This is a genomic window from Mesorhizobium sp. M0166, assembly GCF_040322255.1.
Lineage (GTDB): Bacteria > Pseudomonadota > Alphaproteobacteria > Rhizobiales > Rhizobiaceae > Mesorhizobium.
The window spans coordinates 1-12,729 of sequence record NZ_JAMYTD010000017.1; the positions used below are offsets into that span (position 1 = coordinate 1).

General features: G+C 62.6%; 12 protein-coding genes. 9 read left to right on the forward strand and 3 right to left on the reverse strand.

The features are described from left to right. Together NKJ46_RS19005 and NKJ46_RS19010 are read left to right on the forward strand one after the other, a co-directional pair. Nucleotides 1-753, forward strand: a 753-nt coding sequence (locus NKJ46_RS19005) for an SIS domain-containing protein (RefSeq protein WP_352666444.1), incomplete at its 5' end; no start/stop codon positions are given. 80 nt (nt 754-833) lie between these two features. After that, nucleotides 834-1,586 carry a DUF502 domain-containing protein gene (locus NKJ46_RS19010; RefSeq protein ID WP_352491637.1) on the forward strand — a complete coding sequence of 251 codons (753 nt, stop codon included), beginning with the start codon at nt 834-836 and terminating at the stop codon, nt 1,584-1,586. Here NKJ46_RS19010 and recG read toward each other — a convergent pair. After that, nucleotides 1,538-3,646, reverse strand: coding sequence for an ATP-dependent DNA helicase RecG (gene recG / locus NKJ46_RS19015; RefSeq protein WP_352666445.1), 2,109 nt, complete (start codon nt 3,644-3,646; stop codon nt 1,538-1,540). The two genes, NKJ46_RS19010 and recG, sit on opposite strands and share 49 nt — an antisense overlap. Nucleotides 3,647-3,737: 91 nt before the next feature. On the opposite strand from recG, the gene NKJ46_RS19020 reads away from it, so the two are divergent. From NKJ46_RS19020 to NKJ46_RS19045, 6 genes are all read left to right on the forward strand, one after another. Beyond that, complete coding sequence (locus NKJ46_RS19020; protein WP_352666447.1) at nt 3,738-4,025, forward strand: FAD assembly factor SdhE; 288 nt, start codon at nt 3,738-3,740, stop codon at nt 4,023-4,025. 13 nt (nt 4,026-4,038) lie between these two features. After that, nucleotides 4,039-7,536, forward strand: a complete 3,498-nt coding sequence (gene mfd, locus NKJ46_RS19025) for a transcription-repair coupling factor (RefSeq protein ID WP_352666448.1) — start codon at nt 4,039-4,041, stop codon at nt 7,534-7,536. Nucleotides 7,537-7,715: 179 nt separating this feature from the next. Then, the gene (locus tag NKJ46_RS19030) at nt 7,716-9,089 is read left to right on the forward strand and encodes a class II 3-deoxy-7-phosphoheptulonate synthase (RefSeq protein ID WP_352491633.1); all 1,374 of its coding nucleotides are present in this window, start codon (nt 7,716-7,718) and stop codon (nt 9,087-9,089) included. A gap of 149 nt (nt 9,090-9,238) precedes the next feature. Next, a complete protein-coding gene (locus NKJ46_RS19035) occupies nt 9,239-9,658 on the forward strand; it encodes a GFA family protein (RefSeq protein ID WP_352666451.1) in 420 nt (139 codons plus the stop codon). Nucleotides 9,659-9,734: 76 nt separating this feature from the next. Further along, nucleotides 9,735-10,094 carry a diacylglycerol kinase gene (locus NKJ46_RS19040; protein WP_352666453.1) on the forward strand — a complete coding sequence of 120 codons (360 nt, stop codon included), beginning with the start codon at nt 9,735-9,737 and terminating at the stop codon, nt 10,092-10,094. A 36-nt stretch (nt 10,095-10,130) separates the two neighbouring features. After that, entirely contained in the window at nt 10,131-10,718 is a 588-nt protein-coding gene (locus tag NKJ46_RS19045) for a hemerythrin domain-containing protein (RefSeq protein ID WP_352666454.1), read from the forward strand. A gap of 3 nt (nt 10,719-10,721) precedes the next feature. Here the strand turns inward: NKJ46_RS19045 and NKJ46_RS19050 are convergent, their stop codons facing one another. Beyond that, complete coding sequence (locus tag NKJ46_RS19050) at nt 10,722-11,309, reverse strand: DedA family protein (protein WP_352666455.1); 588 nt, start codon at nt 11,307-11,309, stop codon at nt 10,722-10,724. Continuing rightward, complete coding sequence (locus NKJ46_RS19055; protein ID WP_352666457.1) at nt 11,306-11,869, reverse strand: DUF1003 domain-containing protein; 564 nt, start codon at nt 11,867-11,869, stop codon at nt 11,306-11,308. The genes NKJ46_RS19050 and NKJ46_RS19055 overlap by 4 nt, the downstream gene beginning before the upstream one ends. A gap of 83 nt (nt 11,870-11,952) precedes the next feature. Here NKJ46_RS19055 and NKJ46_RS19060 point away from each other — a divergent pair, with 83 nt between their 5' ends. After that, entirely contained in the window at nt 11,953-12,666 is a 714-nt protein-coding gene (locus tag NKJ46_RS19060) for a DNA-3-methyladenine glycosylase I (protein ID WP_352666459.1), read from the forward strand. The last annotated feature ends 63 nt before the right edge of the window (nt 12,667-12,729 follow it).

Below are 12,729 nucleotides of genomic sequence, written 5' to 3' on the forward strand. Positions count from 1 at the left end.
CGCTACTGCCGCAAGGCTGGCATGAAGATCGGCGCGGTCGTCAATGTGCGCGAATCGACCATGGCGCGCGAATCCGACGTCATCCTGCCGACATTGGCCGGCCCGGAGATCGGCGTCGCCTCGACCAAGGCGTTCACCTGCCAGCTTTCCGTGCTGGCCTCACTGGCGGTGCGGGCCGGCGTGGCGCGCGGAACGATTTCGCATGAGCAGGAGAAAACGCTGATACGCGAGCTGTCGGAAGCGCCGCGTTATGCGAACCAGGTGCTAAAGCTCGATGGGCAGATCGAAAAGATCGCGCGCGACCTCTCGCACTACAAAAACGTGCTTTATCTCGGCCGTGACACCAATTTTCCGCTGGCCATGGAAGGCGCGCTGAAGCTTAAGGAAATTTCCTATATTCACGCCGAAGGCTATGCCGCCGGCGAGTTGAAGCACGGCCCGATCGCGCTGATCGACGAGAACATGCCCGTCATCGTCATCGCGCCGCATGACCGCATCTTCGAAAAGACAGTGTCGAACATGCAGGAGGTGGCGGCGCGCGGCGGCAAGATCATCCTGATCACCGACGGCAAGGGCGCGGCACACGCTACGGTGAAGACGATGGAGACGATCGTTTTGCCGGACGTGCCGGAAATCATCTCGCCGATCATCTACGCGCTGCCGATCCAGATGCTCGCCTACTTCACCGCCGTGTTCATGGGCACGGACGTCGACCAGCCTCGCAACCTGGCGAAATCGGTAACGGTGGAATAGGTCTCGTTTAAAAACTTCGCCATTCCAAAGCGCCTTCGGGTTCAGTAGTGTCGCGCTGCAAACACACGCTGCGGTGAACCATGTCGGATGCTCTCAAGACCTCAGGCATGACCCGGCTGAGAAACTATTTCCTGACCGGCTTCGTCGTTTGCGCGCCGCTGGCGATTACTGCCTACATTGCCTGGTCGCTGATCGGCTGGGTCGATTCCTGGGTGAAACCCTACATTCCGGTACGCTACAATCCGGACACTTACCTGCCGTTTCCAGTGCCGGGTTTTGGGCTGATCGTTGCCCTGATCCTCATCACCTTCATCGGCTTTATGACCGCCAATATCGTTGGCCGCGCCATCGTCAATTTCGGCGAGCGCCTGCTTGGCCGCATGCCGCTGGTGCGCGGCATCTACCGTTCGCTGAAGCAGATTTTCGAGACCGTGCTGTCGAACAAGGGCGACATGTTCCGCCAGGTCGGGTTGGTCGAATATCCGCGCAAGGGGGTCTGGTCGCTGGTTTTCGTCGCCAGCGAGAAGGAAACCGAGATCAACCAGAAGCTCGACCGGGAAGGCGATCCGCTGATTGCCGTGTTCATGCCGTGTACGCCCAACCCGACGACGGGCTTTCTGATGTATGTGCCGAAATCCGACATTGTGCTGCTCGACATGACAATCGAGGACGGAGCCAAGCTGATCGTGTCGGCCGGCCTGGTGGCGCCGGCGGTCAAAATGGTGACGGTGAACGGCGAGCAGATCCACGGCGCGCTTGCCAATCCTCCGCTTGGCACGATGCCTCAGCCGGCACGCAGCAGCCGCACGGCCTCGTCGCGGCCGAACAGATAGAGCAGCAGGCGCAGCGCCGCGCCACGTTCGGACTGCAGTTCCGGATCGCGCGACAGGATCAGCCGCGCATCGTCGCGAGCGGCCTCGAGCAGGTCGGCATGCGCCTCGATGCGCGCCACCTGGAAGCCCGGCGTGCCGGACTGGCGGGTGCCGAGCAACTCGCCTTCGCCGCGCAGCTTCAAATCCTCTTCGGCGATACGGAAGCCGTCCTCGGTCTCGCGCATCACCGACAGCCGGCGTTTGGCCGTCTCGCCGAGCGGATCCTTGTAGAGGAGCACGCAGGATGAAGGCTTGTCGCCGCGCCCAACCCGGCCGCGCAATTGATGCAGTTGGGCGAGGCCAAAACGTTCGGCATGCTCGATGACCATGATCGTCGCATCAGGCACATCGACGCCGACCTCGATGACGGTGGTGGCGATCAGGATACGGGTGTCGCCCTGCTTGAAGGCGCGCATCGCCTCGTCTTTGTCGGCGCCTTTCATGCGGCCATGCACCAGGCCGACGCGGTCGCCGAACAGCGGCTTCAGCGAGGCAAAACGGTCCTCGGCCGACATCAGCTTGATCTCCTCGGATTCCTCGACCAGCGGACAGATCCAGTAGATTTTCTGGCCATCGGCGACGGCGTCGAGCATGCGGCCGATCAGTTCGTCGAGCCGTTCAAGCGGCAAGGTGACGGTGCGGATCGGCTGGCGGCCGGCCGGCTTTTCCGTCAACTTCGACACATCCATGTCGCCGAATGCAGTTAGCACCAGCGTCCGCGGTATCGGCGTTGCCGTCATCACCAGCATGTCGGGCGCATCGCCCTTGGCGGTGATCGCAAGGCGCTGGTGGACGCCGAAACGGTGCTGCTCGTCGACGACGGCGAACACAAGATCACGGAACGTCACCGTTTCCTGGAACAGCGCATGGGTGCCGACCACGATGTCGATGTCGCCATTTGCCAGCCCGGTCAGCGTGTCGGCGCGCTCGCGGCCCTTTTCGCGGCCGGTGAGGATGGCGATGCGCAAGCCGGCCCGTTCCGCCAACGGCGCAATCGTTGCCAGATGCTGGCGCGCCAGGATTTCGGTGGGCGACATCAATGCCGCTTGGCCGCCGGCCTCGACGGCACGCGCCATGGCAAGCAGCGCGACCACCGTCTTGCCGGAGCCGACATCGCCCTGCAAAAGGCGCAGCATGCGTTCGGGGTCACCGAGATCGGAGTTGATTTCGGCAAGCGCCATTTCCTGCGACATGGTCAGCGAATAGGGGAGTGCCGCGCGCAATTGTTCGACTATGCGGCCGTCGCCGACGAGTGGCCGGCCCGATAATCGGCGGACCTTGGCCCGTACCAGCGCCAGCGATACCTGGCCGGCCAAGAACTCGTCAAAGGCAAGGCGCCGCCACGCTGCGCCGTCGACAGAGACGTCGATCGGGTCGGCAGGATTGTGGATGCGGTTGAGCGCATCGCCGAAAGCAGGAAAGGCATGGCGGCGCCGGAACTCACCGTCCTGCCATTCGGGCAGCACCGGCAGGCGGGCCAGCGCCTGGCCGATGGCCCGGCGCAGCACCTTGCCCGAGAGCCCGGCGGTCAGCGGATAGACCGGCTCGACCGGCGGGAGGTTTTCTGCGTCGCCGGCAAGTGCGATATGGTCGGGGTGAACCATGGTCGGGCGGCCATTGAACCATTCCATGCGGCCTGAGACGACGACATGCTCGCCTACGGGCATTGCTTTTTCGAGATAGGCAGCATGAGCATGGAAGAAGGTCAGCGCGATCTCGCCGGTGTCGTCATGGGCGTAGACCCGGTACGGGACCGACCTGTTGCCGCGTGGCGGCGGCTGGTGGCGGTCGATGCGTACGTCGAGCGTAACGATGGCGCCCTCGGCCGAACCGGCGATGCCCGGCCGGTTGCGACGGTCGATGACAGTATGCGGCAGCACGAACAAGAGGTCCCCGGCGCGCGCGGCCCGGTCGCCGAGGTCGGCTGTTACGACTTTTTCGATCAGCGCGCCAACCTTCGGCCCGACGCCAGCAAGCGAGGTGATCGGGACAAACAGAGGATCGAGGAGGGAGGGACGCATGATGTCAGCTTATGTTGCGGCGACTGTAGCGCAAGGCTGACACCGCCTTCTATCCACGCTATATGCGCCGCCTGGGCAAGGATGTTGCACGATGACGGGAACGAAACGATCAAGCGAGGGCCTCGATGCCCGCCGCCGCAAGCTTCTGTTTCGTTCGTGGCACCGCGGCATGCGCGAGATGGACCTTATACTCGGCAGCTTCGCCGATGCCGAGATCGGCGCCTTGACCGGCGACGAAATCGACCAATATGAGAGGCTCCTCGACATTCCCGACACCGAATTCCTGCCTCTCGTCACTGGCGAACGCCCGGTTCCGGCGGATGTCGACTGTGCCGTCCTGCAAAAAATCCTGGCTTCGCGCCGGGACATGACCTTCTGAACAACGTGTAGCCATGAGCCTTATCCCTACGATCGGTCTGCCGAAAGGCCGCGCCGGCCAGTTCATCGTCGATGGCGTCGCCGACGGCTACGAAGCCTTTGCGCTGGTGCAGGCTGCACATGAGATCGCACCGGACAAGCCGGTGCTGTTCGTGGCCCGCGACGGCCAGCGTCTGCCGGCGATCGTCGAGGCGCTTGCCTTTGCCGCGCCGGGCCTGCCTGTGCTGGAACTGCCGGCCTGGGACTGCCTGCCTTACGACCGCGTCTCGCCCGGCGCCGACGCCGCCGCAAGGCGGCTCGATGCGCTGGCAGCGATGATCGCGCTGGCGAAGAAGCCGCACCGCGCCGTCATTCTGACCACCGCGAATGCCTTGCTTCAGCGCATTCCGCCGGCGGAACTCGTCGAGGCGCAGACCTTTCACGCCAAGCCCGGTAACCAGATCGACATGAACACGCTGGTGTCGCGGCTTGAGACTTCCGGCTTCGAGCGGGTGCCGACGGTGCGCGGCATCGGCGAATTTGCGGTGCGCGGTGGTATTCTCGATCTCTACGCGCCCGGATGGGCGGAGGCGCTGCGCCTCGATTTCTTCGGCGATACGCTGGAATCGATCCGCGTCTTCGATACCGCAACGCAGCGCACGATCGGCCAGCGCAAGTCGATGGCGCTACAGGCAATGAGCGAGGTGGCGCTGACGCCGGAAACCATCAGCCGCTTCCGCCGCGCCTACATCGAAGCCTTTGGCGCGCCCTCGCGCGACGATGGGCTCTATGCGGCGGTCAGCGAGGGCAGGCGGTTTGCCGGCATGGAGCACTGGCTGCCGTTCTTCTATGAGCGGCTGGAAACCGTGTTTGATTACCTGCCGGATGCGCCCGTGGTGTTTGATCATCTGGCGCATGAGGCACTGGCCGAGCGCCATGCGCTGATTCTCGATCATTACGAAGCGCGCAAAAAACAGGCCGACGGCGCCTTGAAGGATGCCGTGCCCTACAAGCCGGTGCCGCCGGATTTGCTTTATCTGTCGCCCGAGAACCTGATTGCCTCGCTTGGCCCGCGCGAAGCCATCGACTTCACCTCCTTCGACGCGCCCGATGCCGGTGCGAAAAAGGTGTTCCATGCCGGCTCGCGCCATGGTCGCAGCTTCGTCGAGGAACGCGCCGACCCTAACGCCAACGTCTTCGACGTCGTCGTCAAACACATTTCCGACGAGCGCGCTGCAAGCCGCCGTGTCATCGTCGCCGGCTGGACTGAAGGTTCGCTCGACCGGCTCGGCCAGATCCTGGCCGAGCATCACCTTGGCAATCTGAAGCCGGTGGCGACGCTTGCCGAAGCCGGAAAGCTTGAGCCAGGGCAGGCGGGACTGGCCGTGCTGCCGCTCGAATCCGGCTTCGAGACGGAGAAACTGGTCGTCGTCGCCGAGCAGGACATTCTCGGCGACCGGCTGATCCGGCGCTCGAAGCGCAAGAAGCGTGCGTCCGACTTCATCGCCGAGGCTTCGGCATTGTCCTCAGGCGATATCGTCGTCCATGCCGACCATGGCATTGGCCGCTTCATCGGGCTGCGCACCATCGAGGCGGTCGGTGCGCCGCACGATTGCCTCGAAATCCACTATGCCGGCGACGATCGGCTGTTCTTGCCGGTGGAAAACATCGAGCTGCTGTCGCGCTATGGCTCGGATTCGGCCGAGGCGACGCTCGACAAGCTTGGCGGCGGCGCCTGGCAATCGCGCAAGGCACGGCTGAAGAAACGCCTGCTCGACATGGCCGGTCAGCTGATCCGCATCGCCGCCGAGCGGCAAATGCGGGCCGCACCGGCGCTGGTGCCGGCGGACGGCCTCTATGGCGAGTTTGCAGCGCGTTTCCCCTATGAGGAAACTGACGACCAGCAAACGGCGATCGATTCGGTCATGGATGATCTGGGCGTTGGAAAGCCGATGGACCGGCTGATCTGCGGCGATGTCGGCTTCGGCAAGACCGAAGTCGCGCTTCGTGCCGCCTTCATCGCGGCGATGGAAGGCTTTCAGGTCGCGGTGGTGGTGCCGACGACATTGTTGTCGCGCCAGCATTTCAAGACCTTCTCGCAGCGCTTCTCCGGCCTGCCGATCCGCGTCGCCCAGGCCTCGCGGCTGGTCGGCGCCAAGGAACTGGCCGAGACCAAGAAGGGCGTCGCCGAGGGCCAAGTCGACATCGTCATCGGCACGCACGCACTGCTCGGCTCCGCGATCTCATTCAAGAATCTCGGCCTGCTGATCATCGACGAGGAGCAGCATTTCGGCGTCAAGCACAAGGAGCGGCTGAAGGATCTCAAGACCGAGGTCCACGTTCTGACGCTGTCGGCGACGCCGATCCCGCGAACGCTGCAGCTTGCCTTGACCGGCGTGCGTGAGCTGTCATTGATCGCCACGCCGCCGGTCGATCGCATGGCCGTGCGTACCTTCATCTCCCCCTTCGATCCGCTGGTCATCCGTGAGACGCTGCTGCGCGAGCGCTACCGTGGCGGCCATTCCTTCTACGTCGTACCGCGCATCAGCGATCTCGCGGAAATCCATGATTTCCTGCGCGAATCCGTGCCTGAGCTGAAAGTGGCCGTGGCTCACGGCCAGATGCCGCCCGGTGAACTCGACGACATCATGAACGCCTTCTATGACGGCCAGTACGATGTGCTTTTGTCGACCACAATCGTCGAATCCGGCCTCGATATACCGACCGCCAATACGCTGATCGTGCACCGCGCCGATATGTTCGGCCTGTCGCAGCTCTATCAGCTGCGCGGCCGCGTCGGCCGTTCTAAGGTGCGCGCCTATGCGCTCTTCACGCTGCCCGCCAACCGCAAGCTCACCGATACGGCCGAGCGTCGGCTGAAAGTGTTGCAGTCGCTCGATACGCTCGGTGCCGGTTTCCAGCTGGCCAGCCACGACCTCGATATCCGCGGCGCCGGCAATCTGCTTGGCGAAGAGCAGTCGGGCCACATCAAGGAGGTCGGCTTCGAACTCTACCAGCAGATGCTGGAGGAGGCAGTGGCCGAAGTGAAGGATTCCGGCGAGGTGCAGGACGGCGGCTGGTCGCCGCAGATCGCCGTCGGCACGGCGGTGATGATCCCGGAAAGCTATGTCCCGGACCTGCAGCTCAGGTTGGCGCTCTATCGGCGCCTTGGCGATCTCGAAAATACGGAAGAGATCGATGCTTTCGGCGCCGAGCTGATCGACCGGTTCGGGCCGCTGCCGGAAGAGGTAAAACATCTGTTGAAGATCGTCTTCATCAAGGCGCTTTGCCGCAAGGCCAACGTGGAGAAGCTCGACGCCGGGCCGAAAGGCGTCGTCATCCATTTCCGCAAGCGGGAATTCCCCAATCCGGTCGGGCTGGTCAAGCTCATCGGCGAACAGGGCTCGCTGGCCAAGATCCGACCCGACCAGAGCGTCGTCTTCAGCCGTGACTGGGCGACGCCCGAAAAGCGGCTGGCAGGCTCAGCGGTTGTCATGACGCAGCTGGCGCGGCTGGTGGAGAAGGCGGCGTAGCCGGGTGTCGCTGGTGCTCTGGACAACAACCGCGCTGGCACTTTCGCCGCTGGCCGTCGTTCGCCAGCGCTGAGATTCCGGTCTAGAATAGGAAATCGGCTTCGTGTATGGAGCCGCGACCCCATATGGGGTGGATTGGCGGGCGATGGCGTCCGCCTGAAAGAGCGTTGGGTGCTTCGATGACGAAATGGTCGCCGAATTCGTGGAGAGCTAAGCCGATCCAGCAGGTTCCTGCCTATCCGGACCTTGTCGCGCTGAGGAACACGGAAACCCAGCTCGCTACCTTTCCGCCGTTGGTTTTTGCAGGTGAGGCACGCAAGCTGAAGAAGCAGCTTGCAGCCGTCGCTGCCGGTGACGCATTCCTTCTTCAGGGTGGCGATTGCGCCGAGAGCTTCGCCGAGCATGGCGCCGACAATATCCGCGACTTCTTCCGCGTCTTCCTGCAGATGTCGGTGGTGCTGACCTTCGCCGGCGCTCAGCCGGTGGTGAAGGTCGGCCGTGTCGCCGGCCAGTTCGCCAAGCCGCGCTCGTCCGACAATGAGACCAAGGGCGGTGTGACGCTGCCCAGCTATCGCGGCGACATCATCAATGGCATCGAGTTCGATGCCAAATCACGCATTCCCGATCCTGCGCGGCAGGAGATGGCGTACCGCCAGTCGGCAGCGACGCTCAACCTTTTGCGTGCCTTCGCCCAGGGTGGCTACGCCAGCCTGGAGAACGTACATCAATGGATGCTTGGCTTCGTGTCCGACAGCCCGCAGGGCGAGAAATACGAGTCGCTCGCCAACCGCATCACCGAGACGATGGACTTCATGAAGGCCGTCGGCATCACCTCGGAGACCAATTATGCGCTGCGCGAGACCGATTTCTATACCAGCCATGAGGCGCTGCTGCTCGGTTATGAAGAGGCGCTGACCCGCGTCGATTCGACTTCGGGCGACTGGTACGCCACCTCCGGCCACATGATCTGGATCGGCGACCGCACGCGCCAACCCGACCATGCGCATGTCGAATATTGCCGCGGCATCAAGAACCCGCTCGGTCTGAAATGCGGGCCGTCGCTGACGCCGGACGGCCTGTTGCAGCTCATCGACCTGCTCAATCCGGAGAACGAGCCCGGCCGGCTGACGCTTATCGCCCGCTTCGGCTCGGACAAGGTCGCTGACCATCTGCCCAAGCTGGTGCGCGCGGTGCAGAAGGAAGGCCGCAGCGTTGTGTGGTCGTCGGACCCGATGCATGGCAACACCATCGAAGCCGCCGGCTACAAGACACGGCCGTTCGACCGCATCCTGAAGGAGGTGCAGACGTTCTTCGAGGTGCACCGCGCCGAAGGCACGCATCCAGGCGGCATCCACATCGAGATGACAGGCAAGAACGTCACCGAATGCACAGGTGGCGCCCGCGCCATCACCGCCGAAGAGCTGCAGGATCGCTACCACACCCATTGCGATCCGCGCCTTAACGCCGACCAGGCGATCGAGTTGGCGTTCCTGGTCTCCGATCTGCTCAAGAAGACCCATCCGGTCCAGCACAAGCAGGCCGTCAACGGTTGATACGATCTGAACTTTGATGTCATTGAAAAAGCGCCGGGCGAAAACCGGCGCTTTTTGTATTCAATCCCGCCGGTGTCGCATTTGCTCGTGCCTAACGCGCGCAAAACTGGAATCCTGCCAGGCGATGGCAATTGTATCGGGAGGCCGACATGGCTGACAGTCACATCGGATCATGCTTGTGCGGGGCAGTGCGGTTCCAAACACGAGGACCGCTGCGCGGTGTCATCTACTGCCATTGCTCGCAGTGCCGGAAGCAGAGCGGGCATTTCTATGCGGCGACCAACGTTGCCGACCGCGACATCACAATCACCGGCGCGGAGAGCATCACCTGGTACGAGGCTTCTTCGTTCGCCAGGCGCGGCTTCTGCAAGACATGCGGCTCTCTGCTGTTCTGGAAGCCGAGCGACGATGGCTACGTTTCGGTCATGGCAGGCCTGTTCGACGCGCCAACCGGGCTCCAAGGAGAATGCCATATCTTCGTCGGCGACAAGGGGGATTATTACGCCCTCGATGACGGGCTGCCGCAGTTCGAGAAGTCGACGCCGTCGATCAAGGTGGCGGGCGACTGATTTTGAAGAGGTCGCCTTATTCCCTTGGTCCAGCCATTGCGCTAATCCCCTGCCGGTGATTCCGAAGGGTTTTGGCATGCAGCGGCTGATCGACGCTTTTTACAATTCGGTGCGGGCGTTTCGCAAACTGGCCACCGGCGAGGCCGCCTTCCAGCTGGAGCTGACACTGCTCGTGCTTGCCTTGCCGCTCGGCTGGTTCCTTTCGGAATCGTGGCGCGGCTATGCGCTGCTGATCGGCGCGGTGCTGCTCATGATCATGATCGAGGTGCTGAACACCGGCATCGAGGCGGCATGCGACGCGTTCAGCCGTGAATTCAACATCGATATCCAACTGGCCAAGGATTGCGGTTCGCTGGCGGTGCTGATTTCGGTGGTGATCGCTGCCGGCGTCTGGGGCGTCGCCGTCATCGAGCGGATCGTAGGGGCACCGATCTGAGGTACACTTTCGGGATCATGGTCTAAGGGGACCGATATGGCCGATACCGCCGGATTTCTGCTGCTTGAACGTGAGGGCCTGCCGGACGATCTTCGCTGGCTGGTCGAGAAATATCCGCGCGAGGATTGGCAGGCGCATGCCAACATCCACGGCATGGCCAACATGTGGCTGCAGCGGCACGACCTGTTCCGCGAGCTTGGCGGCATGCTCACCAATGGTATTGGCGATTATCGAGAAGGTAGGCTGAACGCGCCGGAATTCGCGCGCTGGTTCGCGCCGCGCCTCAACCATTTCCTCGGCAATCTCGACGGCCACCACAATGTCGAGGACCATCATTATTTCCCGGTCTTCGCAAGGGCCGAGACCCGTCTGAAGCGCGGCTTCGAGATTCTCGATGCCGATCACCACGCAATCCATGAGGGACTGGAGCGCAATGCCCAGGCGGCAAATGCCTTCATCCGCACGCTTCAGGAGAGCGAAGACAAACAGCGTTTCGCCGCCGATGCCTATGCTGACGAGAACAGCCGGCTGATCGCCATGTTGACCCGGCATCTTGCCGACGAGGAAGACCTGATCATTCCACTGATCCTCGAGAAGGGTGATCGCGCGCTCGGCATTGATTGACGGTCAGCTTCCCTTGTGGAGTTCCTTCTTGGCGACGATATGGGCCGCGAGCCAGCCGAGGATGGCCACAACGAGGCCGATTGCCAGAGCGATCAGCAACCGCTCGTGGCGGGCCAGCGCCTGGCCAACGATGCGCTCCGCGCCCAGCCCGAAGACATAACCGACAGTGCAGAACAGTGCCGCCCAGACTACCGACGAGATGGCGTTGAGGATGATGAAGCGCGCCGCGGCGATGCCCGACAGCCCGGCCGCGATTCCGCCGACCAGGCGCAGGCCATAGATGTAGCGGTTCGACAGCACGAAAATGTTGGGATGAGAGGTGACAAGGCGGTAGGCGTGGCTGAAGCCCGGCCGGGCTCGGAGCCTGATCACGAATTTATGATCGGCGAAGCTCCGTCCCAAGATGAAGAAGAACGTGTCGCCACCGAAGGCGCCGAGCGCGGCTGCGAGAAACGCCTGCCACGGGACGAAGACATGCTGATGCGCGAAAAAACCGCCAAGAATTGCGGCGCTTTCGCCTTCGGCGACACAGCCCAGAAAGACCGCGACCAATCCATATTGCTCAATGAGACGATGGATGACTTCCGTCATGAAGACGTTCGCTGCTTCGACAGAATGTCGTCGATGCGCTTCACCTGCTCTGCCAGCCGGGCGATCTCGTCCCGCATGCCGATGATCTGGCTGTGGCGCAGTTCGTCGAGCTTTTCGTGTAGCGCCATGATCTCGATCTCGGCCTTGAGATTAACCTCATAGTCGTGGGCGGCGTCGATTCGATCGCGCTCCGTCTGGCGGTTCTGCGCCATCATGATCACTGGCGCCTGCAGGGCGGCGACCATGGAAAGCACGAGATTGAGGAAGATGAAGGGATAGGGATCGAAGGCGGCGCGCGACAAGAGCCAGACATTGCCTGCCGTCCACAGGATCAGGAAGCCAAGGAATGCCAGGATGAAGGACCACGAGCCGCCGATCCGGGCGATGGTGTCGGCCAAGCGATCTCCAAACGTCTGGTGAAAGGCGACGGCCTTGTTGGTGTCCTTGGAGATCGTGGTGCCCTCGAGCGTAGATTGCAGCACCCGGCTTTCGAGCGCGCTGAGGCCGTCCGGCTTTCGCTTCAGCCAGCGGCTTGCCAGGTCCTCGATCGTTTTGTTCATCGTCGCCTCCGTCGTCAGCGATGAGGTAGAAGCTGCCGGTTCATACGGGAAGTGGTAGATTGACGCGATGGGGTCAGGAAACAATGGTGGATTTTCAGAAAATTCGCGCCCGTGCAGCGAAGCGCAAAGGCGGTGAGGCAGCGCTGACGTCGCTGCTGGGTCCTATGCCCGACAATGCCGCGGTAGCAAAGATTGCGGACGACCGGATCCTGTCGACCATGGCCGAGCGGGTCTTTGCCGCCGGCTTTGTCTGGCGCGTCATCGAGCAGAAATGGCCGGGTTTCGAGGAAGCATTTCTTGGCTTCGAACCGAAGCGGCTGCTGTTCCAGCCTGACGATTTCTGGCACGATCTCACCGCCGACAAGCGCATCGTGCGCAATCCGCAGAAGATCAAGTCCGTACGCGACAACGCAGCCTTCGTCGAGCGCGTGTCGAAGGAGCATGGCAGCTTCGGCAAGTTCCTGGCCAATTGGCCGGCGGATGACCAGGTCGGGTTGATGGCCTATCTCAGCAAGCACGGCAGCCGGCTCGGCGGCAATACTGGCCAGTATTTTCTGCGCTGGCTGGATTGGGACGCCTTCATCGTCTCGGCCGACATGGCGGCAGCGCTGCGTGATGCGGGGCTCGACATTGCGGAGAGCCCGACGTCGAAGACGGATTTGGGCAGGATCCAGGCGCAGATCAACGCCTGGGCGGCGGAAACCGGGCTGCCGCGCCGACACATTTCGCGCATTCTGGCAATGTCGATCGGCGAGAACCATCCGCCGGAAGCCTTGCGCGAATATATGGGCGAATAGGATCGACTGTTTGGTCCAAACGAACGCCATTGCCCGACGAATTTTGCCGCGCTAAACCCACGG

What these genes read in the sequence shown, in the direction of transcription:
- NKJ46_RS19040 (WP_352666453.1), top strand. Translation starts at nt 9,735, where the DNA reads ATGCAGCGGCTGATCGACGCTTTTTACAATTCGGTGCGGGCGTTTCGC.
- recG (WP_352666445.1), bottom strand. Translation starts at nt 3,646, where the DNA reads ATGCGTCCCTCCCTCCTCGATCCTCTGTTTGTCCCGATCACCTCGCTT.
- NKJ46_RS19060 (WP_352666459.1), top strand. Translation starts at nt 11,953, where the DNA reads ATGGTGGATTTTCAGAAAATTCGCGCCCGTGCAGCGAAGCGCAAAGGC.
- mfd (WP_352666448.1), top strand. Translation starts at nt 4,039, where the DNA reads ATGAGCCTTATCCCTACGATCGGTCTGCCGAAAGGCCGCGCCGGCCAG.
- NKJ46_RS19010 (WP_352491637.1), top strand. Translation starts at nt 834, where the DNA reads ATGTCGGATGCTCTCAAGACCTCAGGCATGACCCGGCTGAGAAACTAT.
- NKJ46_RS19030 (WP_352491633.1), top strand. Translation starts at nt 7,716, where the DNA reads ATGACGAAATGGTCGCCGAATTCGTGGAGAGCTAAGCCGATCCAGCAG.
- NKJ46_RS19045 (WP_352666454.1), top strand. Translation starts at nt 10,131, where the DNA reads ATGGCCGATACCGCCGGATTTCTGCTGCTTGAACGTGAGGGCCTGCCG.
- NKJ46_RS19035 (WP_352666451.1), top strand. Translation starts at nt 9,239, where the DNA reads ATGGCTGACAGTCACATCGGATCATGCTTGTGCGGGGCAGTGCGGTTC.
- NKJ46_RS19020 (WP_352666447.1), top strand. Translation starts at nt 3,738, where the DNA reads ATGACGGGAACGAAACGATCAAGCGAGGGCCTCGATGCCCGCCGCCGC.
- NKJ46_RS19050 (WP_352666455.1), bottom strand. Translation starts at nt 11,309, where the DNA reads ATGACGGAAGTCATCCATCGTCTCATTGAGCAATATGGATTGGTCGCG.
- NKJ46_RS19055 (WP_352666457.1), bottom strand. Translation starts at nt 11,869, where the DNA reads ATGAACAAAACGATCGAGGACCTGGCAAGCCGCTGGCTGAAGCGAAAG.